Origin of the sequence: Pseudomonas sp. NFACC14, assembly GCF_900106885.1 — a bacterium.
Lineage (GTDB): Bacteria > Pseudomonadota > Gammaproteobacteria > Pseudomonadales > Pseudomonadaceae > Aquipseudomonas > Aquipseudomonas fluorescens_AA.
On sequence record NZ_FNOA01000001.1, the window covers coordinates 398,323 to 421,774 of the forward strand.

Below are 23,452 nucleotides of genomic sequence, written 5' to 3' on the forward strand. Positions count from 1 at the left end.
GATTAGCTTGAGTATTTTCAGTGCCTGGCAGGATGGCGAGGACAATCCACGGGATTGATCAGATGCCTCTGCAATAACTGGAAGTAGCCATGAATGACATAGCCATTGTTTCGCGCGATCCATTGTTCACGCCTGGCTCTATACACCCGGGGCAAGTAAAACCAGGGCAAACCGGGAAGATCGTGATGAACCAGGTGAAGATTGAGATTAAGAAAGAGCCAACTCAAAAGCCCTGAGGATTCATTGATCACCGTGCGGTGTTCTGGCAGCGTTGACGGCCGATGCTCGTAAAACGACCTGATCATTGCAATGGACAAGGCCGGCAGCGAAACTAAAAATACGTACTGCACAGCGCTGATGGCGCTGTATTGTTCAACCAATCCCAGCAACACCCCAACGCACAAGAGATGAATGAGCCACATCCGCCAACTGCTTCGTTCTGAATGCAAAAACCCATCGAGCGCGGTACTTGCAAGGGTCATCAATGCCAACGGCGCGCCGATGATCAAGCGCCCGCCCAAGGTCTTATTCACCCACAACAAGGTCTTCATATAACGGGGTGATTGCACCCAGGAACGGCTGGTGACATAACGACTTTCCGGATCTTGTCCGGGCACAGTCAGCACCTCATCGTTGTGATGGGCGAGATGCGTGTCCCGATAGATGTCGTAGGGATACCACACGGCAAACGGCAGAAACCCCAGGGCTTTATTTATGACAGGCCAACGCGTTGGGTGACCGTGAATAAGCTCATGTTGAATCGACATCCAGAGCACGACCAGTGGAACCAACAGGACAATGCTGATGAGTTGGCCAAGTGCCTGCCCATGAAAAACAACAAGCGCCCAAGCCAGATAAAAGCCGACCAGTAAAAGCCAGGTGGGCCATTCAGTCTGGCTGGTCAAGGTCCTGCTGAGCTTGACGATTTCAACTCGATGAGCTTCATCCAAATAATTGGGCATGGGGGTAAGTCGCGATAGGCTGCGCTGAACAGACGCCCACTCACTCACACTTCAAGCACCACCCGGGACCGGGTATTACCTGGAGATGACTGACTGGCGTTACGGTATGGAAGTGCCGACAGCGGTGCGTCACATGGCGTAGAGCAGAAACGCCAGGCCTTCGCTGATTGCGCTACAGGCTTCGCTGTTGGCCTGACAGGGGAGAGGTTTGCCGGTCACGAATGGAACGGCAATGGCGGCACAAGAACTGATGCGCAGAGTGCCGGACTGAGAAATCACTGCATGGGCCCCATCATGCGACAGAGCCTCAAGGCTGATTTGGAAGATTCGGGCGCCGGACATAGTCGTACCATAGAGTAGGGTTGAACATATCCGGCGGTCCGGTAGCGTCAACTTAACATGCCAACTAATTCGATCAAGGAATATATTCTATTATGCTTATTCCAAAATCGAATTAATTAAACAGGCTCCCTACCCTTTCGCCTTGATCGCATACAGCCCACCGGCAATCACCATGCACGCTCCCACGACGGTCCATGGGTCAGGCAGTTCGCCGAAGACGAACAGGCCGATGAATGTGGCGAACACCAACAGCGTGTAGTTGAACGGTTGAAGCGTACCTGCCGTTGCATACTTGAGCGCCTGGAGGAGCAGCAACTGCGCCACCATGCCGATCGTCGACAGCACGGCGATCAGGCCCCACTGTGCCGGATTCGGCGAAACCCACCCTGGCAAGCCAGAGAACGTGATGGCCAGGGCGCCGAAAAAGCCCATGTAGAGCATGTTCGTCGCGAACGAATCATCCCGGCTGATCCGGCGTGTCAGTACACTGAAGAGCGCGAATCCCAGGGCCGACAACAGCGGAATCAACGCCGCCAACTCGAAGACGCCGGTTCCCGGACGGAGGATCACCAGAGTCCCCAAGAACCCTATGACCGCAGCGATCCAGCGGCGGACGCCGATGAACTCACCCAGGAACGCACCTGCCAAGGCCAGCGTCATCAGCGGAAACACCGCATACAGGGCGTGCATCTCAGCCATGCCAAGGTAGCGCAGCCCCAATCCGAACAACGCGCTTTCGCCCACTCCCAGCAAGGCACGAATGACCTGCAAGACAGGATGATGGCTTCGACAGGCCGCTCCCAGGTGGCCGCGATAAAGGCCATAGCCGACAGCGAATGCCAGGAATACCCAGTAACGCACCATGACGAGCTGGGCGACGGGAAGGTCCTTGACCAGCACTTTGGTGATCCCGTCCTGGCTTGCAAAGAGCAGCATGGAAAGCAGGCACAAGAGGATTCCAAGTTGAGGCCGTGGGGCATCACCCACGGCGTGCATCGCCCGTGGCCGGCTCAAGCGCAGGGCTCATGGAGCAATCCCCACAGCGCCAGGAGTGGCGCTTGCGTTGATCTCATCGCATGGGTGCAGGACGGTGGGTTTATGACAATGCCCCCTGCCCCGGGCGTCCACCAGCCTACGTCCTCGCGATACCAGTCACCTGGGGACAACACCAGATAGAACTCAGCCGGAGGATGCTGGTGGAACGGATAACAGGTTTCAGGCGCCATGAGGGCCAAGCCCAGGGTCATGCCGGGGCAGTCGAACAATCCCCCTGGACCGGTGACCATGCCATGGCGATGCCGCTCCACGAACCGATCGTCCTGGCCGGCCTGGGCCTGACGATTGATCCAGGGAACATGGGGCACCAGCGCGCTCAATGCCTCCAATACCCCTGCCAGGTGTTCGGGGACGCTTGGCGCAGCGTCGAATGCCTGGGCCAAATAGGGCGCCAGGACTGTCGGTAACGCCCGGGGCGTTGCCGGCGGCTTCTTGAGGGACCACTCGGTCGGGCCCAGGGCGGCGGCATAGGCCTGTGTCGTCCCGGATGTACCGTCTCCCAGGTGGTTCGAGAGGATTTCATGCAGCGATCGCCGGAGCCACTGCGCGCTGCGGGTGACAGACGGATCCAACGACAAAGGCTCGCGGCGGGTGATCATCGTTTTCAACCTCATTCCTGAGTCAGACGCAGAAGAAGATGACAGGCTGCTCAATGTATCCCAGCGATACTGGAAGCGGGTCCCGGCATGTTCCAAGGGTAGCCCGAACGGTATCGATGACAGCCGACGCCCTTCACTTTGCGTCAAGGGCACCGAACTGCAAACACCTGTCAAGCAGCGGCGGCGATTACTGGCTGACGGTTGCCGAGGCGGTCTGACTGCCAAACATGGCCTCGAAGCGAGGTTTGTTGGCGGCGTAGTACTCGGCAACGACCTTGTCTGCCGAACTGTCGCGGGCGCTCGCCATCAGCTTCTCAAGGTCGGCCTTGGGAATCTTGAAGTTGGCGAAGAACCGGGCGACATCGGGATGTTCGGCGCTAAAGCCTTTGCGGGCAATCGCGTGAATCTGCTCGGCGCCGCCGAAAATCTGCTTCGGATCATCCAGGTAGCGCAGCGGCCACTTGGCGAACATCCAGTGGGGGCTCCAGGCGTTGATCAATGCCCATTTGTCACGTTTGAGGTTGCGATCCAGCTCGCTCAACATGCCAGACTCTGAAGAGGCGACCATCTTGTAGCCTTCGAGCTTGTATTCCTTGATGGCCTTTTCCGTGAGTTTGTATTGGCCGTTGCCCACTTCCGAGGTCAGGATCTTGCCGTCGAGCTTTTGCCGCACTTCAGGCTTGTTGAGGTCTTCGACAGTGGCGAGTTCGCTGGTGGGAATGGACGTTGGCACGGCCATTCCGATGCGACCTTCATACAGCACGCCGAGGTCTTCGAGCTTATCCTGGTATTTGTCATAGAACGCCTTGTGAGTGTTCGGCAGCCAGACCATCGGGATCAGGTCGATATTGCCGTTGGCCAAGGCCTGGAACTGAATGCCAATGTCGGCGAGCACCAATTTGACCGGTTGCTTCAAGTGGTCGCGCAATGCGGTATCCGCCAGCTTTACAGCGATTTCCGTATCCGACCAATTCACCCAACCGATACGGATGGGCGTGGGTTCCTCGGCATGGGCCATCAGGCTGCCGGCGGCCATCGCCAGGCCGGCAAGCCAGCCGATACGGGTTTTACTGGAAAACGTCATCATGGTGCATCTCCGCGTACTGTATTAATAGTTATTGGCAGGGCAGCAGAAGAATTCACGTTCCCTCATCAAAGCAGAGTGCCATTACACTCCTCAAGGGATTTTATGGTGTGCATGGATAAGTTCTGGTTATGCGAAAACCTTTCATGTATCCAGGTCGTCCGGCCCTCCTCCGCCCTTTGGCGGAACTTATTGATGTAAGCACTCACAATGCTTTTTCGAGCGCCGGCAAGGCCTCGAACAGATCCGCCCTCCACATGTAATCCGCCACCTGGGCAATCGGCGCTTCAGCGTCCTGGTTGATCGCAACGATGACCTTTGAACCACGCATGCCCGCCAAATGTTGAATGGCGCCACTGATACCCGCCGCGATGTAAAGCGGTTCCTGGCATAGCGCTTCGCACAGCCTCCTTGCACTTTGGATCGACGCGCGATGGCCGGCCGCACGAGCCGGACCACCCCTGTTTCGGCTGGATGGTAATCCTGGTTTTTACGTCGCGCAAGGAAAATGTACACATGTGTCCCAATCGTTGACACACATGAACATTCAACATACCGTTATGTCAAACCAAGCCTGATGTCCTGTTCCCGGAGCGCAACACCATGTCCAGCGATCCTCTGCTGCAGCCCTATAAGATCAAACACCTGACCCTCAAAAACCGGATCATGACCACCTCCCATGAGCCCGCTTATCCTGTCGACGGCATGCCGAAGGATCTGTACCGCGCCTATCACGTCGAACGCGCCAAGGCCGGCGTGGCGCTGACCATGACGGCGGGCTCCGCCGCCGTTTCCCGCGACAGCCCGCCGGTGTTCAACAACGTGCTGGCGTACAAGGACGAAGTGGTCAAATGGATGAAGGACATCACCGACGAGTGCCACGAACACGGCGCCGCGGTGATGATCCAACTGACCCACCTGGGGCGACGCACGCGCTGGGACAAGGCTGATTGGCTGCCGGTCGTCTCGCCGTCCCATCGCCGCGAAGCGTCCCACCGGGCCTTCCCGAAAAAACTGGAAGACTGGGACATCGACCGGATCATCAAGGATTACGTGGACGCCGCCGAACGCATGAAGGCCGCCGGTCTCGATGGCCTGGAACTGCAGGCCTACGGGCACCTCATGGATCAGTTCTGGTCACCGTTGACCAACGATCTCGACGGGCCCTACGGTGGTTCGCTGGAAAACCGGATGCGCTTCACTTTTGATGTGTTACGCGGCATCCGCCAGCGCTGTGGCGAGGACTTCCTGCTCGGGGTGCGCTACACCGGCGATGAGGACCTGCCCGGCGGCTTCGGTGCCAGCGACGGTCTCCAGATTTCCCACATGCTCAAGGACAGCGGGCTGGTGGATTTCCTCAACGTCGTGCGCGGGCACATCGACACCGATGCCGGCCTCACCGACGTGATCCCCATCCAGGGCATGCGCAACTCGCCGCACCTGGACTTTGCCGGCGAAATCCGCTCGGCCACCGGTTTCCCGACGTTCCATGCGGCCAAGATTCCGGACGTCGCCACGGCACGACATGCCATCGCCTCCGGCAAAGTGGACATGATCGGCATGACCCGCGCGCACATGACCGACCCGCACATCGTGCGCAAGATCATCGAGAAACGTGAAGAAGAGATCCGCCCCTGCGTCGGTGCCAACTATTGCCTGGACCGCATCTATCAGGGCGGCGCCGCGTACTGCATCCACAACGCCGCCACCGGCCGCGAAACCACCATGCCCCACGAAATACCCAAGGCGTCGGTCAAGCGCAAGGTGGTGGTGATCGGCACCGGCCCGGCGGGCCTGGAAGCGGCACGGGTAGCCGGCGAACGTGGCCACGACGTCACGGTGTTCGAAGTGGCGGATCAGCCCGGTGGGCAGATCCGCCTGACGGCGCAGAGCGAGCGGCGGCGCGAGATGATCAGCATCATCGATTGGCGCATGGCGCAATGCGAACGGCTGGGGGTGAGGTTCCAATTCAACACCTGGGCCGAAGCCGAGACCGTCATGGCCGAGGCGCCGGACGTGGTGATCGTCGCCACGGGCGGCTTGCCCCATACCGAAGTGCTCAAGCACGGCAATGAACTGGTGGTGTCGACCTGGGACATCATTTCCGGCGACGTCAAGCCCGGCCAGAACGTGCTGATATTCGACGACGCAGGCGACCACGCGGCGCTGCAAGCAGCCGAGGTCATCGCCAACAGCGGTGCGAAACTGGAGATTGTCACGCCGGACCGGTCGTTCGCGCCGGAGGTGATGGCGATGAACCTGGTGCCTTACATGCGCAGCCTGCAAGACCTGAACGTCACCTTCACAGTCACCTATCGGGTCGACTCCGTGGAGAAGCGCGACGGTCAATTGGTGGCCAACTTCGGCAGCGATTATGGTCAAGTGCACAAGCAGCGCGTGGTCGATCAGGTGGTGGTCAACCACGGCACCCTGCCCCTGGACGATTTGTACTTCGAACTGCGCCCGCACTCGAGCAATAACGGCGCGGTGGAACAGCACAATCTGATCGCCGGGAAAACCCAAAATATCGTGACCAACCCGGAGGGCCGTTTCCAGTTGTTCCGGATTGGCGACGCGGTATCGGCGCGTAATACCCATGCGGCTATCTACGATGCGCTGCGGCTGGTCAAGGACATTTGAAGTCACGGCCTTGATTTGAGGGTCAGGGCCACTTTCCCATTCAACAGGTCATGCTGTTGCGCTTGAGGCGTTCGATCACCTGTGATGAGAGAGCTCGCTCCCACAGAAATTGTGGATGTTCGTGAGCTTTGCATTCAGCGCAGGAGCAGTGTGGGAGCGAGCTTGCTCGCGATGGCGGCGGCACAATCAGCATTGATTCAAGCTGACCCACCGCTTTCGCGAGCAAGCTCGCTCCCACAGGGTTGTGGATGTTCAAAAGTTTTGCATTCAGCGCAGGAACATTGTGGGAGCGAGCTTGCTCGCGATGGCGCCGGCACACCTGGCATCGATGCCAGCTGACTCTCCCCTATCGCGAGCAAGCTCGCTCCCACGGGGATTTACAGTGATCAGGGATTGAGCCGCTCCAGCCAGGCCCGCAGGTCCTGCACCTCCAGGGCACTGATGCTGTGGCCGACGCCGGGGTAGGCATGGAATTCCGGTTCCAGCGCCAGGGTCTTGAGGAAGGTGTTGGCCTCGGTGCCATCGTGGTAGGGAATGATCGAGTCGGCCGTGCCATGGCCGATGAATACCGCCAGCGTCCGTCGTGACTCGTCGGGGGTCAGTTCCGCCTGCAGCACCGACAGGACCCGCCCGCCCATCGCGGCGATGCCGCCGACGGCTTCGGGGTGTCGCAAGGCCACTTCGTAGCTCATCATCGCGCCCTGGCTGAACCCCACCAGATAGACCTTGCTCGCGTCGGTCGAATACTTGGCCCGGGCCTTGTCGATGAACTCCAGCAGCATCTGGCCGCTGGCCTTCAGGTCGGAAGTGTCACCGTCGTAGGCGCCCTCGCCCTTTTTGGCGAACCATTGGTAACGGTCCTGCTCCATGCTCTTGGGCGCCCGCACCGAGAGGTAGTTGTAATCGCGCGGCAACTCGTCCTTGAGTGCGAACAGGTCCTGCTCGTTACTGCCGGAACCGTGCAGGAAGATCACCAGCGGTCGATTCCGAACCTGCTCATCGACTTGGGCCAAGTAGTTGAGCGGCAAGTCCGTGTGCAGCGAAGGTTGGGCCTGCAACCCGGACGAGACCAGCAACAGGAACAGGGCGAGCGCTTTGAACATCGATCTTCCTCCATCGTTTCGATAGCCGCACGGCAAGGCGCGTGCGGTGAGGTAGACAGCAGTTATCAGTCGTTGATCAATTTCCCCGTACGAATCGGTTCACGCCCAGCGACTTTTGCCTGCCAGATCCCCGGCTGCGTGTAGCGCCCGCGGTCCAGGGCAAACAGCACGCCACTGGTGCCGGCCCGCACGGTGGTGACCCGATCATTCAGCGGATCGACCACTTCGAACAGCGGATCGCCCCGCTCCACCCATTCGCCAGCCTCCCGCAGGAAACTCACCACACCATGGTGCGGCGCGAACAGGTATTGCGTGCCTTCGAACGGAAAGCCCTCGCAGCACTCGCTGGGGGCGGGCGGCCAGTCCCCAGCGATAAGTCCCTGCTCGGCGAGAAACCCGAGGATGGCTTCACAATTGGCCTGGGCCTGCTCCACACGGGTATCGCCCATGCTGCCCAACTCCAGCGTCGTCGCCAGGTTCGCCGCGGGGATCGCCGCCGCAGGAAAGGCCTTGGCCAGGCGCAACCAAGGCGAGGAGCAGGACTCATCGAACGAACTGCCGCCCGAATCCTCGCTCAGCAACGCCACACCGGCTTTCAAGCGTGCGGCCAGAGAACGCCACTGCGGCCACTGCTGTGGCAAGGCATACAAATGGATCGCCGCCTCGAAATCGCAATGCAGGTCCAAGGTGATGTCGGCGTCGCAGGCATGGCGCAGCAGCAGGCGATGCAGCGCTTCGAGTTGCGAAGGGGGTGGCGGCAAGTCATCGAGGACCTCGGCCATGACCTGGCGGATCAAGGTGATATTGGCGGCCGGGTCGTCCCCCAGGCGATCTCCGATGCGTTGCGCCACCGGTGCACTGAGCTCCACGAAGGACCGGTTGAAATTCTTGCCGCTGCCCAGTTCGAAACGCCCCATGTGGGCGCTTTGCAGGTGTTGATCCAGGCCGATGGGGTTGGCCACCGGCACCAGCTCGATCACACCCTTGAGCAACCCCTGGGCCTCAAGATCGTTGAGCCGCTGCTTCAGCTCCCAGGCGGTGCGCATGCCCGGCAGTTCATCGGCGTGCAGGCTGGCCTGGATGTAGGCCTTGCGCGGCCCATGGCCGTAGCGAAACACACTGAGCCGGCGCTCGGTGCCCAGGTGGCTCCATGGCAGGGTATGGTCGATACGTTGCATGAAATCTCCGAATGGCTAGGTGTAGCAGCGCCTACCGATTAATGCCCGTAGACGTCAAAGGCGAAGTATTTGTCCTGCACTTTCTTGTACGTGCCGTTGGCGCGGATTTCGGTGATGGCCGCGTTGAATTGATCGGCCAGGGCCTTATCACCCTTGCGCACCGCAATGCCGGCACCGCCGCCGAAGTATTTCGCATCTTCATAGGTCGGGCCGACGAAGGCGAAACCTTTGCCTGCGTCGGTTTTCAGGAAGCCTTCGTCGAGGTTCACCGAGTCGGCCAGCATGGCGTCGAGGCGGCCGGCGACCATGTCCAGGTTGGCTTCCTGTTGGGAGCTGTAGCGCACCAGGTCGATACCGGCGGGCACCAGCACTTCGGTGGCGAAACGGTCATGGGTGCTGGCGCGCAGCACACCGACTTTCTTGCCCTTGAGTTCGGTCAGCGGGTCCTTGACGTTGGCGCCTTCCTTCATCACGAAGCGCGCTGGGGTGTGGTAGTACTTGATGGTGAAATCGACATTTTTCTTGCGGTCGTCGGTGATGGTCATGGACGACAGGATCGCGTCGATCTTCTTCACTTTCAGCGCAGGGATCAGGCCATCGAACTCCTGCTCGACCCAGACGCACTTGACCTTCATCTGTTCACACAGCGCATCGCCGATATCGACATCGAAGCCAGCCAGCTTGCCGTCGGGGGTTTTCATCGAAAAAGGCGGGTAACCGGCTTCGATTCCGAGGCGGATCGGCTTGGCGTCTTCGGCCACGGCCGACAGGGACAACACGGACAGTGCCAGGGCACCGAACATGGCTAGCTTCTTCATTTTCGCTCCTGAGTGTGCAGGGGTTTTATTGGTCATTATTGGCAGATTCGTAGGCAGCGTCCGGTCAGTGAGGAACCGAAGTGGGCGGGAGTCTAGAGGGGTGCCCAGGAGGGGAATTGTGTAGAGGCGACAATTAGTTATAAAAATAGCTTGGTTTGTGTATATCCGTTGCTGCGGTAACGGCTACTTAGGGTTCCGCCCTGACGGCGGGTCACTTTCGAAAAGCCGGAATGCCGGCCCAGACGAAAGTAACCAAAAACGCTCTGCCCAGGTAAAAGGCCAAAGCGAGGCGACCTTATAGCTGACCTGTCTCTTTTGTCGTACTCCGATCCAACTGTGGGAGCGAGCTTGCTCGCGAAAGCGGAGGGCCAGTTTGCGGTGATGTTGGCTGTGCCTACGTCATCGTGAACAAGCTCGCTCCCACAAGTTTTTGACGCTCCGCGTTCCGTTTCTGAAATCAATTGCTCCCCCTGGCCTTCTGAAAATCTCGTAGGAATTCACTCACCGTGGCGAGGGAGCTTGCTCCCGCTGGGCTGCGAAGCAGCCCCCTCTTTTCCTCAGACCAACCCCATGCCCAGGGTTTACGGCGGCTGCGCCACCGAGCGGGAGCAAGCTTCCTCGCCACGGGGTTTGTGGGCGTCCTACAGGTCGGTTGTTGCCTCAAAAATCCCCTTCTATAGTCTGGTTCACCTGCTGGCTTTGGTCAGTGGGGAGGGTTTCGCAGCCCTAACAACGGATGAGACTTTGCACCGTCGAATGAAAACTCAGGCAAACTTGCCCGCGTTCATTTTATGGCGGTTGCGCGTGGGAGACCTTCGGGTCTGCCGGGTTTGGTCTCTTCCTCGGTCTGCGAACCCGCGCGCAACTGCCACCCGTTTGATTCGCAGCAAACAAGGTGGCAATCATTTTCCTTGATAGAGCCCAACCTTATGACGACAAATCAATCATCTAACCGCTTTACCCCGCTAACCCCCATCGCCACCACCCAACCCATCCTGTTCATCGACCGCACCGCCCCATTACCCGAACTCCATGCCTGCGTCAGCGAACGCCTGCACGCCACCCTCGACTACCTGACGCTGATGGCCTGCACCACACTGCGCGATTCGGCCGAGACCGACATCAACACCATCACCAACATCGCCCGGATCATGGTCCAGGATGTAGCGGATGTTTTTGGAGTGATTGAACAGCGCGGGCTCGAAGGGCAGTAAAGCTCCCCTAAGAAGCAAGCTTGCTCAATATCCTCATCGACAGTGAAATCGCCTTCGCGAGCAAGCTCGCTCCCACAGGGTGAACGCGTTCACTCTGAACCAGGTCGGCTATAAGGCCGCCTCGCGTTTGATTTTGATCTGAGGCGCCCCGTTAACCACGCTGGCCGAACGCAGGCATTGCGTAGTGGGCATCCCGGCATGGATGCCGGGATAGCCGCGCTGGGCCATGGATGGCCCTTCGCGGCGGGCCCACGGAGCAATGCCGGAGTGAGGGCACACCGAGCCAAAGCGAGGTGCCAAGTGGTGGGGCAAAGACCTTTTGGTTACTTTTGGGGCGTTTGCCAAAAGTGACCCGCCGTAAGGGCGGAACCCTAAGTGGCCGTTACCGCAGCAACGGATATACACACAAACTATAAAAACCAAGTCAGCAGTCACAACGAATAGCCTGATCCGCCACACGCTCCACCGAGCCGGTCAGGCGAAAGCCTTCATCGAGCCAGCCCATGACGCCGCCGATCATTTCCTTGACCGGGTAGCCCAAGGTTGCCAGGCGCACCGCCGCCTTGTTCGCGCCATTGCAATGGGGGCCGGCGCAATACACCACGAACAGGGTGGTCTTGGCATAGGCGGCCAATGCCTGGGCGGTGAGCGTGCGGGTTGGCAGGTTGATCGCCCCGGGTACGTGGCCGCGTTCGTAAGCCAGCGGTCCGCGTACATCCACCAGCACAAAGTCGACATTGCCGGCCTGTTGGCTGGCGTGAACATCGGAACAATCCGTTTCGAATGACAGGCGACGGCTGAAATGCTGTAGGGCGATATCGGAAGGGGCGGCAGGCACTTCGCGAACCAGGCTGGTCATGGGGGTGTACTCCAAGGGTAGATAAAGGCGTGAAGAGACTTTATCCCCCCCCGGCTTGCGGCTACAGTGGCGTACAAGACACTCTGTGGGAATTTTCCGACAAATGCAGCCTCTACCAGGTCTGGTCGCGATCCTCGCCTACGACGGCCTATGCACCTTTGAATTCGGCGTTGCCGTCGAGATCTTCGGATTGGAGCGGCCGGAATTCGATTTCCCCTGGTACGAGCATCGGATCGTCGCGGTCGATGACGGCCCGATGCGCGCCATGGGTGGCTTCCAGGTATTGGCCGATGGCGGCATGGAACTGCTCGAAACCGCCCGGACCATTGTCGTGCCAGGCTGGCGCAGCCGCAGCGAGCCACCTTCCGAGGCGTTGCTCGATGCACTACGCCGGGCCCACGCCCGTGGGGCGCGCCTGCTTTCGATCTGCTCCGGGGCCTTCGTACTGGCCGCCGCCGGGCTGCTCGATGGCTTGGGCGCCACGACTCACTGGCGCTACACCGACGAACTGGCCGAGAGCTTTCCCGCCGTCCGGGTCGACCCGGATGTGCTGTACGTGGACTCGGGACAGGTCATCACTTCGGCGGGCAGCGCCGCCGGCATCGATGCCTGCCTGCACCTGGTGGCACGGGATTATGGCGTCCAGGTCGCCAACACCGTGGCGCGCCGGTTGGTGATGTCACCGCAACGTACGGGCGGCCAGGCGCAGTTCATTCCCTCACCGGTCAGCCGTACGCCACGCAGCGACCTGTCGAGCGTCATGCAATGGGCCCGCGAGCGCCTGCACGCCCCCCTCGGTGTGCGCGAACTGGCCAGCCAGGCGGCCATGAGCGAACGCACCTTCCTGCGCCACTTCACCCAGGCCTGCGGCATGTCGCCCAAGGCCTGGCTGCAACACGAACGCCTGGCCCGGGCCCGCGAGCTGCTGGAAAGCACCGGCGACAACACCGACATTATCGCGCAACTGTGTGGCTACCGCTCGGTGGAGAGCTTTCGCGTGGCGTTTCGCAGCGTCGTGGGGTTGGCGCCGTCGGTGTATCGGGAGCGGTTTGGGCGGGGCTAAAAAGCCGGGGTTATGAAATCCTGTAGCAAGCCTCATTGAGGCTTACGCAACAAATACGTATCCATGATCCACCCATTGGCTTTTCGCGCGGCCTTGCGGGTGCGTTCGATGTCATCGGCCACATCCCCCAGCCGGCCGGCGATCAGGATTTCATCCGGCGTCCCCACATAGGCGCCCCAGTAAATCTGCGTATCGGGATCGCTCACCTGGCGATAGGCATCCTCGGCATCGAGCATCACCACCACGCTCGCCGCGTCGCCCATCTGCCCCGCCGCCAAGCGGCGTCCGGTGGTGATTTCCAGCGCACCACCAATGCTGTTCAACGGCACTTTGTGCCGGGCGGCCAGGGCCTGGACACTGGTGATGCCGGGGATCACCTCGAATTCGAAGGCGCAACGGCCCTCGTCGAGAATAGCCTGCAGGATGCGCACGGTACTGTCGTACAACGCCGGATCGCCCCACACCAGAAAACCGCCATGCTGCCCGTCGGACAGTTCTTCATCGATCAACCGTTCGAAGGTGGCCTGTTTCGCACGGTTCAGCGCTTCGACGCTGTCCGTGTAGCCCAGGTCGCCGCGTTGACGTTCCGGGCTGCAGGTTTCGACGAAACGGCAGGTGCGATCCACGATGTGGCGTCGACAGATTTCGCGCCGCAGGTCCAACAGTTTGTCCTTGGCCGGGCCCTTGTCCATGAGGAAGACCACGTCCAAACGGTTCAAGGCTTTCACGGCCTGCATCGTCAGGTGATCCGGATCGCCGGCCCCAATGCCAATGACTGACAACCTCTTCATCGCGGCGACTCCTGGTCAGGTTCCTGGGTGCGCAAGCGCCATACGCCGTTGAAACGCAATTCCAGGGTGGACAACGGTTCAATGTCGATTCGATTGAAGGTGGCGGCCGGGCAGCCCAGGACGTTCATCAAGGCTGCGCGGATCACGAAGGGGTGGGTGACGGCCAGCAGATGCCCCGCTCGGGTTTCCAGGCTGGCCAGCCAATCCCCGACACGGCGACATAAGCGAGCGACGGATTCACCGCCATGGGGGGCCGCCTCGGCATCGTCGAGCCAGGTTTGCAGGGCCTGCGGTTCCACCTTGAGCAATTCATCGATGGATAACCCGCGCCAGCGTCCCAGATCGCAATCGGCCAGGGCCGGGTCCACCCGGGACTCGTCGCCGAACAACGCGGCCGTCTGGCGAGTGCGCAGTTCCGGCCCGCACAGCAGTTGCCGGACGTTTCGATAGCCATGCTCGACCTGCCCGCGTCGCCTCAGCCAGTCGGCGTCCAGCGCCTCGTCCACGCTGAAGCGCGCCTGTTTCTGGGCAATGGTGCGGGCGTGGCAGATCAACGTCAGGCGAGTGGCTTGCACACTGGATTCTCGGGTAATCGAACGGGTCGCATGGACGGGATATTCCCGGGTTTAGCTGTACAGCACCTTATACGAAATCAAATAAGTGAGACAAAAAGGCGTTATGTCCGACATGTCCAAGATGAAACGGCCGACATACTCATTCCACCTGGCCGAGACCAACTCCTACAAGGTTTTCGCACAACTTTGGAGCATTTTAAACGGAACGTAAAAACCGCTGGACATGTAGCACCAGCTACATAAATACTGTTTTCAGGAGTTATGAAAGAAATTCAACATTACATCCAGGCAAGGAGCACGGATGCCGCCCCTCAGAGACCTGATCACCGATCCCGGCCTGGTGTTGACGCCGTCGGAACGCAAGGTCGTCCGTGCCCTGCTCGATCACTACCCACGCAACGGCCTCGGGCCGATGTCACGCCTGGCGGACCATGCTGGCGTCAGCGACCCGACCATCGTACGGCTGGTGAAAAAACTCGGGTTTGGCGGTTATGCCGAATTCCAGGATGCGCTGCTCAGTGACATGGACCATCGCCTGCGCTCCCCTCGCACGCTGCTGCGACCCCGGGCCAAATTGCAGCAAGGCGATACCTGGAGCCAGTACCTGGCCGCCAGCCAACGCAACCTCGTCGACACCCAGGCCCTGACCCAACCCGAAGACGTGCGCATTCTCGTACAGTGGTTGCTCGACAGTCGCCACCAGGTGCATTGTTTCGGCGGGCGCTTCAGCAGCTTCCTGGCCCACTACCTGCTCAACCATTTGCGATTGCTGCGCGCCGGCTGCTTTGCCCTGGAAGACAACGCCCAACTGCCTGACCGCCTGTTCGACGTGCAGCGCCAGGACGTGGTGCTGATTTTCGATTACCGTCGCTACCAGGCCCAGGCCCTGCGCGTGGCCAGCGCGGCCAAGGCGCGGCACGCCCGGGTCGTCCTGTTCAGCGACGTCTATGCTTCGCCGTTGCGCGAGCTGGCCGACCTGATCATCAGCGCCCCGGTGGAATCGGCTTCGGCCTTCGACAGCCTGGTGCCGGCGCTGGCCCAGGTCGAAGCCCTGATCGCCTGCCTGACCCTGCAATGCCCCGAGCTGGCCGAACGCCTGGAAGGCATCGACGCCCTGCGCACCGAGTTCAACACGCACCTGCTGGAGGAAAAATAAGGATGTTCTCGCTCCCCCACCGCTCGCCCCGGGATTTGCCGTTCACCCACCAGCACACGGCCCTGCTGTTGGTGGACATGCAACGCGCCTGGCTGGAACCGCAATTCGATGCCCACCTGCACAGCCCCGAGGCCGGGTATTTCCTCCAGCGGGCCCGCCAGCAGGTCATTCCCAACCAGCAGCGCTTGCTCGAGGCGATGCGCGCGGCACAGCACAACGTGTTGCACACCCACATCGAAAGCCTCACCGCCGATGGCCGCGACCGCTCCCTGGATCACAAGCTGTCGGACATGCACCTGCCCAAGGGCAGCCCCGAGGCGCAAATCATTGCCGAACTGGCGCCGCAGGAAAACGAAATCGTGCTGCCCAAGACCTCCTCCGGGGTGTTCAATTCCACCAACATCGATTACGTGCTGCGCAACCTGCAGACCCGGCACCTGATCGTCGCCGGAATCGTCACCGACCAGTGCGTCGACATGGCCGTGCGTGACGCCGCCGACCGCGGTTACCTGGTCACGCTGGTGGAAGACGCCTGCGCGACCTACACAGAACAACGGCACCTGGCATGCCTGAACGCGATCAAGGGCTATTGCTGGATCACCGACACCGACACCGTACTCGCTCGCTTGCAGGAGATGCAGCCATGAGCCGTCTCGATGCCGCTGCCCTCCTCGCACCGCTGCCGGTCACGACCCTGGTGACCACCGACCTGATCGGCGTGACCCGCGGGCGCTCGTTCCCCAGCGATGAGTTGCCCCACTACGTCATCGCCGGTTGCGGCTGGGTGCCGGCCAACAGCGCGTTGACGCCCCAGGATGTCATCGCCTCGACCAACCCCTGGGGTGCCTATGGCGACCTGCGGCTGGTACCGGACCTGTCCAGCCGGGTGACCGTCAACAATGGCCCCGACGCCCAGGCACCGGCCCTGGACTTCGTCCATTGCGATATCCGGGAGACCGACGGCCGGCCCTGGAGCGCCTGCCCGCGCACGCTGCTGCAGGACGAAGTGGAGCGTTATCGCAGCGAACTGGGCCTGCAGGTTTTCGCCGCGTTCGAACATGAATTCAACCTGTCTGCCACGCCTGCGCAGCCTGATCGCCTGGCCTTCAGCCTCCAGGCCCAGCGCCAGCAGGCCGGATTCGCCGGGTGGCTGCTCAGTGCCCTGCGGGCCGGCGGCGTCGAGCCGGAAATGTTCCTGCCGGAATACGGCAAGCAGCAATACGAGATCACCTGCCGCCCGACCCTGGGCGTAGCCGCCGCCGATCGGGCGGTGAACGTACGGGAAATCACCCGCGAGATCGCCCGGCAGATGGGCCTGGACGTGAGTTTCGCCCCCAAGACCTCGGAAAATGCCGTGTGCAACGGCGTGCATCTGCATCTGAGCCTGCAAGACCTGAGCGCAGACCCGGTGCTGCATGACGCCTCCAGCAGCAATGGCTTGTCCAGCCTCGGCCAGCATTGGGCCGCGGGTGTGCTGCATTATCTGCCGGCGCTGTGCGCGCTGACCGCGCCGACGCCGTTGTCCTACGCACGCCTGCAACCTCATCATTGGAGCGCATCCTATGCATGCCTGGGACAGCGCAACCGCGAAGCGGCGCTGCGCATCTGCCCGACCGTGAGCCTGGGTGGCAAGCCGCTGGCGAACCAGTACAACCTGGAGTTCCGCGCCATGGACGCCACCGCCTCACCGCACCTGGCGATGGCCGCGCTGTTGATTGCCGGGCGGCTGGGCATCCAGCACCGATTGGCATTGAACGCTGTCACCGATGAAATACCCGATGAGCTGGATGAAACACAACGTCGCGCCCGTGGCATTATCGCCCTGCCGACAACCCTGGCCCAGGCACTGGACTGCCTGCGCCACAGCGGGGCACTGCTCGAGGCCCTGCCCGGCCCGCTGGTCGAAACCTATTTCGCCTTGAAGGCCCAGGAGCAGGCCTTGACCCAGGCGCTCTCACCTGCCGAGCGTTGCGAGCACTATGCGCGAATCTATTGAATGTGCTGAATCAGGCCTCTACACCAGGCCGGCCTATCGACTGATCCGGGAGGAATCCGACCACCCGGTGCTGCTGGTGTGCGAACACGCCAGCCGTTTCATTCCCGTGGCGCTCAACGACCTGGGCCTGGATGAAACCGCGTCCCAGGAGCATATCGCCTGGGACATCGGCGCGCTGCTGCTGGCCGAACGCCTGTCCGAAACCCTCGGTGCGACCTTGCTGTCGGCCAATTACTCACGGCTGTTGATCGACCTCAACCGCCCGCTGCACGTGCCGGACAGCATTCCGGCCCAGAGCGAGATCTACCAGGTCCCGGGCAACCACGACCTGGACGAGGCCACGCGCGAGTATCGCCAGCAGTGCCTGTTCCATCCCTTTCATGATCGCTTGCGGGCACTGATCGACCGACGCCTGGCCGCCAACCGGCCGGTGCGCGTGGTGGGCATCCACAGTTTCACCCCGGTGTTCTATGGCCAGCCACGCGCCCTGGAAGCCGGCGTGCTGTTCGGCGAAGCCAAGGAGTACGCCCAGCGCATCGTCGACGGACTGAGCCGGCATTCGCTGCGGGCAGCGGGCAACCAGCCCTACAAGATCAACCCCCTGACCGACATGACGGTCCCGGTGCACGGCGATGGCCGCGGCCTGGATTCGGTGCTGATCGAAGTGCGCAACGACCAGTTGCGCAGCCCAGAAGGGGTACGGACCTGGAGCGCCTACCTGGCGCCCCTGCTGTAGCGGCAGCGGCAAGTTACCAGCGACAGACAGCAAGCAAGCGCAACCCACACAGCTGAAAAGGAAAACGGCTCATGAGCATTGAGGCATTTGGCTACAAGCAGGAATTGAAACGCGGCCTGTCGCTGACAGACCTGGTGGTATACGGGATGATTTTCATGATCCCCATCGCACCGTTCGGCGTGTATGGCTACGTCAACGCCGAAGCCCCAGGGATGGTACCGCTGGCGTACATCATCGGCATGGTGGCGATGCTGTTTACCGCCTTGAGCTACGGCAGCATGGCCCGGGCCTTTCCGGTGGCAGGTTCGGTCTATTCCTACGCGCAACGAGGCCTTAACCCACACGTCGGGTTCATCGCTGGCTGGCTGATGCTGCTGGACTACCTGCTGATCCCGCCGCTGCTCTATGTCTACGCCGCCATGGCGCTGAACCATTTGTACCCGGACATTCCCAAGGTCGGTTTCATCCTGGCATTCCTGGTGAGCGCGACCTTCGTCAACCTGCGGGGTATCACGTTCACCGCGCGGATGAACATCATTTTCCTGCTGGCACAGTTGGTGGTGCTGGGGATTTTCCTGTTCTACGCCTGGAATGCCCTGCACGGTGGGACCGGACATGGCCAATTGACCCTGGCGCCGCTGTACAGCCCGGAACACTTCAACTTCGCCCTGCTGATGCAAGCCGTGTCCATCGCGGTCCTGTCGTTCCTGGGCTTCGACGCCATTTCCACCCTGGCCGAAGAAATCAAGGGCGACCCGGGCCGCAGCGTCGGCAAGGCCGCCTTGGTGACCTTGCTGGTGATGGGGGCGATTTTCGTGGTGCAGACCTGGATCGCCACCGATCTGGCAGCCGGCATGGGCTTCAAGTCCGCCGATACCGCCTTCTATGAAATCGCCGAATTGGCGGCCGGCGGTTGGCTGGCCACCTTGACCGCAGTGGCCACCGCCCTGGCCTGGGGTGTAGCGGTGGCGATCACCTCCCAGGCAGCGGTGTCGCGCCTGTTGTTCGGCATGGCCCGGGACGGCCAGTTGCCCAAGGTGCTGGCCAAGGTCCATCCGAAACACAACACCCCCTACATGAGTATCTACCTGGTGGCGGTGCTGTCGTTGCTGATCTGCTACCTGTTCATCAACGCCGTGGACACCCTGACCTCCCTGGTCAACTTCGGCGCCCTGAGCGGCTTCATGTTGCTGCACATCACCGTCATCAACCATTACTGGCGCCGCCAGCGGTCCGGCCAATTGATTCGTCACTTGATCTGCCCACTGGTCGGCTTCGTGATCGTCGCGGCCATCATGTACAACATGGGCGTGGCCGCGCAGAAACTCGGCCTGATCTGGATCGCCGCGGGTGTGGTCTATTTGTGCCTGCTCAACAAATTCGGCAGTCGTACCGCCCTGCCCGATCCGGCGGGTCAATGAGAAATGGCGGTCGAAGGGTTCGGCCAGCCATGGTTGTAACGCGTGGACATCGACAGTGATCGTCAAGCCCGGTGCCGGTCACCGGGTTCTCTGGGAACAGGAGTGCAATCCATGCTGGCCTTACGTCCAGTTCAATTAGCCGATCTGCCGCAACTGCAACGACTGGCCCGTGACAGCCTGGTGGGCGTCACGTCGCTGCCGGACGATACCCGGCGGCTGGAGGAAAAAATCCTCGACTCGTGCGCCTCGTTCGCAGCCGAGGCGCACGGGCCGGGGGCAGAGAATTACTTTTTCGTCTTGCAGGACCTGGAATCCGGGCGCCTGGTCGGTTGTTCGGAAATCCTCTCCAGCACCGGTTGCAACGAACCGTTCTACAGCCTGCGCAACCGCCCGTTTTCCAGCGAATCCCGGGAGTTGAACATCCAGCACGGCGTACCTGCGTTGTCGCTGTGCCAGGACCTCAACGGGCAAACACTGCTGCGTGGCTTCCACATCGATGCCGAACGGGTGCGCACGCCGGAATCAGAGCTGCTGTCCCGGGCCCGGCTGTTGTTCATCGCCGCCCACCCCCAGCGTTTTGCCGAATCGGTCATCACCGAAATCGTCGGTTTCAGCAGCGAAGACGGCCAGTCGCCCTTCTGGGACGCCATCGGCCAGCACTTCTTCGACCTGCCCTACGTCGAAGCCGAACGGTTGTGTGGCTTGCAAAGCCGGACCTTCCTCGCCGAGCTGATGCCGCAGTACCCGATCTACGTGCCCATGCTGCCGCCCGCAGCCCAGGCCTGCATCGGCCGGGTGCATCCCGACGGCCAGGAAGCCTTCGACATCCTCGAGCGCGAGGGTTTCGAGACCAACAGCTACGTCGACCTCTTCGACGGCGGGCCGACCTTGCATGCCCGTATCGCCAATATCCGTTCCATCGCCCACAGTCGCACCACTACGGCCTGGCAGAACTCGCAGATTGATGCACGGGGCCTGTACCTGGTGAGCAACGAGCACCTAGGCAACTACCGGGCCATCGTCGCCGAGCTGGACGTCGGCGCCGACGGCCCGGTGGCCCTGTCGCCCGCCATGCTGACGGCCCTGGACATCCGGGATGGCGCGCGGATCCGGGTGATTGCCCTATGAACCTCACGCGATGCCATGGCCTGCACCGACGTTTGGACCGACACGATGAAGGAGCTGCATCATGATTGTCCGTCCGGTGGCCATCACCGATCTGCCTGCCTTGCTGGACCTGGCCCGTTGCGCGGGCCCGGGGTTTACCAGCCTGCCGGCCAACGAAGAGCGCCTGGCCCACCGCATTCGCTGGGCCCAGCGGACCTTCGCCGGCCAAGTCGAACGTGCCGACGCCGACTACCTGTTCGTGCTCGAAGACGATGACCGGCAGGTGGTAGGTATCAGCGCCCTGACCGGGGCGGTGGGGCTGCGTGAGCCCTGGTACAACTATCGGGTCGGGGTCACGGTCAGCTCGGCGCCGGAGTTGGGAATCCAGCGGCAGATCCCTACGCTGTTTCTCAACAACGAGATGTCCGGGCAATCGGAAATCTGCTCGTTGTTCCTGCACCCCGAGCAACGCCACGGGTACAACGGGCGCCTGCTGTCCCTGGCGCGTCTGCTGTTCGTGGCCGAGTTTTCCCAGCTGTTCGGCGAAAAACTTATTGCCGAGCTGCGGGGCCATGCCGACGAACAAGGCTGTTCGCCGTTCTGGGACAGCCTGGGACGGCATTTTTTCCAGAAGGATTTCAGCTACGCCGACCAGTTGTCCGGGATGGGCAACAAGTCGTTCATCGCCGAGCTGATGCCGCGCCAGCCGCTGTACACCTGCCTGCTCACCGAACAGGCCCAGGCAGTGATCGGCAAGGCTCACCCGAACACCGAACCAGCCCTGAAGATCCTCAATGCCGAAGGTTTCAGCCATAGGGGATACATCGACATTTTCGACGGCGGCCCGGTGATCGAAGCGCCGGTGTCGAAAATCCGCAGCGTACGCGACAGCCAGGCGCTGACCCTGGCCATTGGCACTCCGGACGAACAAGCACCGGTCTGGCTGATCCACAACCGGCGCCTGGAAAACTGCCGCGTCACCAGCGCACGCGCACGCCTGCATGGCAACAGCCTTCTCGTCGATCGCCTCACCGCCAAACGCCTGCAAGTGCAACCGGGTGATACGGTGCGCGCCGTGGCGCTGCTCAGGCAGGGGCAGCAGGCCGTGGCGGCATAACCTTTCTCGCGCCTCGTAAACCAATGTCCGATCACCGCCGCCCCGGCGGCCGGTCTTATCGTCCTGCCAAAAGCGTAGCGTTACCGAGTTGCCCGTGCTGCCGCTTTAACAACTCAAGTATTGCTTATCGGCAATACTTCCCCACAATTCCATAATTGCCTCCACCCCCTCCCAAAACCATACTTGTGCCCATCGCCCTGCTTTAACGAACCCGCTCATGATCAAGACTCTGATTTCCAAGTACCTGCCGCCTGAAGAGATCGCAGCACAAATAAAAACATTGGACATGACCGCGCAAATCAACCAATTAATTGCCGAGCTGAACAGCCAGCCAACCTTTGCCGATGCCCGTTCTCGACGTGCAGCCATCATGAATATTACCAACTTGCACACGGCCACCATCACGTTGCATTGCACGAACATTGGCAATATCAGCATCAAGGCTCTGACATCCATCGGTGTCTCTTCGCAAGTGTATTCAATACCCGGCCAGAGTATTCTGTTTGCCGTTGATCGACCCTTCGAGGTACAGCGATATACCCTCAAGGGGCCTCGGCTTGAAAAGGCCGACACCGTACGCATAGATAAAAACAACCCGCTGGTGATCGACGGCAGCCAGACACTCTTTGACTATTGCCGCCCTGCGCAAACGAACACCGGGCTGATAGGCAGGGTCAATCTGCCGGACAGGAGCGCAGACATCGGCGTATTCGATCGTGCTTCGTTACGCAAGGTCGCCTGGCTGCCCCATGACGACAGCGCCGCCCGCTACCTGGTGAGCCTGGAACTGCTCGAAACGGTTCAAGACCCCGAACGCCGCCGCGTCGCCGGGGAGCTGGTCTACCACTATCACCCGGCCTTGGCGTGGAAAGCCTTCCAGATGCTCTACCGGGCCAATCCCCAGGACGCCTTGAGCTACATCCCGTTGCTGAAAAAACACCGGGATTCGCGCCTGGACAACTTGCTCCAACCGTTCGAGCAGGCGGCATGAAGCTGGAAGCCTTTGTCGAACGGTTGAAAAACCATGACCTGCGACGAGATAAACCCCGGATTATCGAAGACCTGCGGCAGTTGGCCAAGAATCGCACTTTGTTGAGCGATCATCTGCATGCCACGATCCAACGAGACGGCTTTGATACACGCAGCCGCCTCTATAACGCCTATGGGTTTGTCCTGCACCGCAATGACTCGTTCAGCCTTCGCTTGAATTTCTGGGCACCGGCAGCAACGGCTGATGAAAAAGAAACTTTCATCTATAACCTGAACCACAGTCACGACTTCGAGATTTATGCCGTCGGCTACAGCGGTGACGGTTATACCACTATCACCCGCGAGATACTCGACGACCTACCGTTGGAAAAGAATAAGAGACCGCGCCTGGGTAAAGAGCGACGACTAAAACTTGCACCCGGCGAAGTGCTGTACATGCCAGCACTCAAAGAAATCCATAGACAGATCCCGCCGATGTCGATGTCGGCGTCATTGAGCCTGCTCGTTCACCCGCAACATTGGCTCAAACTCGATGAAGCCTGGTGTTTCGATAAAAACTACCGACCACTTTACCCGGGTGTAGCGACGCAAGAAATCGCGTTATTCACAGACACATTGTCATTACTCAACACCGGATAGTCGTTT

At 60.8% G+C, this 23,452-nt stretch carries 23 protein-coding genes and 1 pseudogene; 12 read left to right on the forward strand and 12 right to left on the reverse strand.

Annotated elements, in window-relative coordinates; translation table 11 throughout:
* Window positions 1-17 precede the first annotated feature (17 nt).
* The 6 genes and pseudogenes from BLU85_RS01920 to BLU85_RS01945 all read right to left on the reverse strand — a co-directional run.
* Window positions 18-962: a fatty acid desaturase gene (locus tag BLU85_RS01920; RefSeq protein WP_092197066.1), complete on the reverse strand. Its 945-nt coding sequence runs from the start codon at window positions 960-962 to the stop codon at window positions 18-20.
* 129 nt (window positions 963-1,091) lie between these two features.
* Window positions 1,092-1,241, reverse strand: a complete 150-nt coding sequence (locus tag BLU85_RS31055) for a hypothetical protein (protein ID WP_158249658.1) — start codon at window positions 1,239-1,241, stop codon at window positions 1,092-1,094.
* 192 nt (window positions 1,242-1,433) lie between these two features.
* A complete protein-coding gene (locus BLU85_RS01930) occupies window positions 1,434-2,255 on the reverse strand; it encodes a DMT family transporter (protein WP_256572816.1) in 822 nt (273 codons plus the stop codon).
* Window positions 2,256-2,314: 59 nt separating this feature from the next.
* Window positions 2,315-2,959, reverse strand: coding sequence for a dimethylsulfonioproprionate lyase family protein (locus tag BLU85_RS01935; RefSeq protein ID WP_256326561.1), 645 nt, complete (start codon window positions 2,957-2,959; stop codon window positions 2,315-2,317).
* Window positions 2,960-3,146: 187 nt separating this feature from the next.
* A complete protein-coding gene (locus tag BLU85_RS01940; RefSeq protein ID WP_092197077.1) occupies window positions 3,147-4,046 on the reverse strand; it encodes a glycine betaine ABC transporter substrate-binding protein in 900 nt (299 codons plus the stop codon).
* Between the two features lie 202 nt (window positions 4,047-4,248).
* A pseudogene (locus BLU85_RS01945) lies at window positions 4,249-4,422 on the reverse strand (electron transfer flavoprotein subunit alpha/FixB family protein); the annotation flags it as partial.
* A 224-nt stretch (window positions 4,423-4,646) separates the two neighbouring features.
* Between BLU85_RS01945 and BLU85_RS01950 the strand changes: the two are divergent.
* Window positions 4,647-6,683: an NADH:flavin oxidoreductase gene (locus tag BLU85_RS01950; protein ID WP_092197081.1), complete on the forward strand. Its 2,037-nt coding sequence runs from the start codon at window positions 4,647-4,649 to the stop codon at window positions 6,681-6,683.
* 386 nt (window positions 6,684-7,069) lie between these two features.
* Here BLU85_RS01950 and BLU85_RS01955 read toward each other — a convergent pair whose 3' ends face one another.
* The 3 genes from BLU85_RS01955 to BLU85_RS01965 all read right to left on the reverse strand — a co-directional run bounded on the left by BLU85_RS01955 (window position 7,070) and on the right by BLU85_RS01965 (window position 9,782).
* On the reverse strand, window positions 7,070-7,786 hold the full coding sequence (locus BLU85_RS01955; protein ID WP_092197084.1) for an alpha/beta hydrolase: 717 nt from the start codon (window positions 7,784-7,786) through the stop codon (window positions 7,070-7,072).
* Window positions 7,787-7,851: 65 nt separating this feature from the next.
* A complete protein-coding gene (locus BLU85_RS01960) occupies window positions 7,852-8,964 on the reverse strand; it encodes a M14 family metallopeptidase (RefSeq protein WP_092197087.1) in 1,113 nt (370 codons plus the stop codon).
* Window positions 8,965-9,002: 38 nt separating this feature from the next.
* On the reverse strand, window positions 9,003-9,782 hold the full coding sequence (locus tag BLU85_RS01965; RefSeq protein WP_092197090.1) for an ABC transporter substrate-binding protein: 780 nt from the start codon (window positions 9,780-9,782) through the stop codon (window positions 9,003-9,005).
* Window positions 9,783-10,711: 929 nt separating this feature from the next.
* Here BLU85_RS01965 and BLU85_RS01970 point away from each other — a divergent pair.
* Window positions 10,712-10,996 carry a fructose-bisphosphate aldolase gene (locus tag BLU85_RS01970; protein ID WP_092197093.1) on the forward strand — a complete coding sequence of 95 codons (285 nt, stop codon included), beginning with the start codon at window positions 10,712-10,714 and terminating at the stop codon, window positions 10,994-10,996.
* Between the two features lie 424 nt (window positions 10,997-11,420).
* On the opposite strand, the gene BLU85_RS01975 is transcribed toward BLU85_RS01970, so the two are convergent.
* Complete coding sequence (locus tag BLU85_RS01975; RefSeq protein ID WP_092197096.1) at window positions 11,421-11,855, reverse strand: rhodanese-like domain-containing protein; 435 nt, start codon at window positions 11,853-11,855, stop codon at window positions 11,421-11,423.
* A gap of 103 nt (window positions 11,856-11,958) precedes the next feature.
* Here BLU85_RS01975 and ftrA point away from each other — a divergent pair, with 103 nt between their 5' ends.
* Window positions 11,959-12,918 carry a transcriptional regulator FtrA gene (gene ftrA / locus BLU85_RS01980; protein ID WP_092197099.1) on the forward strand — a complete coding sequence of 320 codons (960 nt, stop codon included), beginning with the start codon at window positions 11,959-11,961 and terminating at the stop codon, window positions 12,916-12,918.
* Window positions 12,919-12,950: 32 nt separating this feature from the next.
* On the opposite strand, the gene cobF is transcribed toward ftrA, so the two are convergent.
* Both cobF and BLU85_RS01990 read right to left on the reverse strand, forming a co-directional pair.
* Entirely contained in the window at window positions 12,951-13,709 is a 759-nt protein-coding gene (gene cobF / locus BLU85_RS01985; RefSeq protein WP_092197102.1) for a precorrin-6A synthase (deacetylating), read from the reverse strand.
* Window positions 13,706-14,284: a histidine phosphatase family protein gene (locus BLU85_RS01990; RefSeq protein ID WP_092197105.1), complete on the reverse strand. Its 579-nt coding sequence runs from the start codon at window positions 14,282-14,284 to the stop codon at window positions 13,706-13,708. Before BLU85_RS01990 ends, cobF begins: the two co-directional genes overlap by 4 nt.
* A gap of 301 nt (window positions 14,285-14,585) precedes the next feature.
* On the opposite strand from BLU85_RS01990, the gene BLU85_RS01995 reads away from it, so the two are divergent.
* The 9 genes from BLU85_RS01995 (at window position 14,586) to BLU85_RS02035 (ending at window position 23,446) form a co-directional block, all read left to right on the forward strand.
* Complete coding sequence (locus BLU85_RS01995) at window positions 14,586-15,440, forward strand: MurR/RpiR family transcriptional regulator (protein ID WP_092197109.1); 855 nt, start codon at window positions 14,586-14,588, stop codon at window positions 15,438-15,440.
* 2 nt (window positions 15,441-15,442) lie between these two features.
* The gene (locus BLU85_RS02000) at window positions 15,443-16,087 is read left to right on the forward strand and encodes a cysteine hydrolase family protein (protein ID WP_092197112.1); all 645 of its coding nucleotides are present in this window, start codon (window positions 15,443-15,445) and stop codon (window positions 16,085-16,087) included.
* A complete protein-coding gene (locus BLU85_RS02005) occupies window positions 16,084-17,436 on the forward strand; it encodes a type I glutamate--ammonia ligase (protein WP_092197115.1) in 1,353 nt (450 codons plus the stop codon). The genes BLU85_RS02000 and BLU85_RS02005 overlap by 4 nt, the downstream gene beginning before the upstream one ends.
* Window positions 17,420-18,172 (forward strand): N-formylglutamate amidohydrolase, encoded by a 753-nt coding sequence (locus tag BLU85_RS02010; protein ID WP_092197118.1) that lies wholly within the window; start codon window positions 17,420-17,422, stop codon window positions 18,170-18,172. The genes BLU85_RS02005 and BLU85_RS02010 overlap by 17 nt, the downstream gene beginning before the upstream one ends.
* A 71-nt stretch (window positions 18,173-18,243) precedes the next feature.
* A complete protein-coding gene (locus BLU85_RS02015) occupies window positions 18,244-19,593 on the forward strand; it encodes an APC family permease (protein WP_092197121.1) in 1,350 nt (449 codons plus the stop codon).
* A gap of 111 nt (window positions 19,594-19,704) precedes the next feature.
* The gene (locus tag BLU85_RS02020; RefSeq protein ID WP_092197124.1) at window positions 19,705-20,721 is read left to right on the forward strand and encodes an arginine N-succinyltransferase; all 1,017 of its coding nucleotides are present in this window, start codon (window positions 19,705-19,707) and stop codon (window positions 20,719-20,721) included.
* 61 nt (window positions 20,722-20,782) lie between these two features.
* Window positions 20,783-21,817: an arginine N-succinyltransferase gene (gene astA, locus BLU85_RS02025; protein ID WP_092197127.1), complete on the forward strand. Its 1,035-nt coding sequence runs from the start codon at window positions 20,783-20,785 to the stop codon at window positions 21,815-21,817.
* Between the two features lie 217 nt (window positions 21,818-22,034).
* Window positions 22,035-22,808: a hypothetical protein gene (locus BLU85_RS02030; RefSeq protein ID WP_256572817.1), complete on the forward strand. Its 774-nt coding sequence runs from the start codon at window positions 22,035-22,037 to the stop codon at window positions 22,806-22,808.
* Complete coding sequence (locus tag BLU85_RS02035; RefSeq protein WP_092197130.1) at window positions 22,805-23,446, forward strand: cupin domain-containing protein; 642 nt, start codon at window positions 22,805-22,807, stop codon at window positions 23,444-23,446. The genes BLU85_RS02030 and BLU85_RS02035 overlap by 4 nt, the downstream gene beginning before the upstream one ends.
* The last annotated feature ends 6 nt before the right edge of the window (window positions 23,447-23,452 follow it).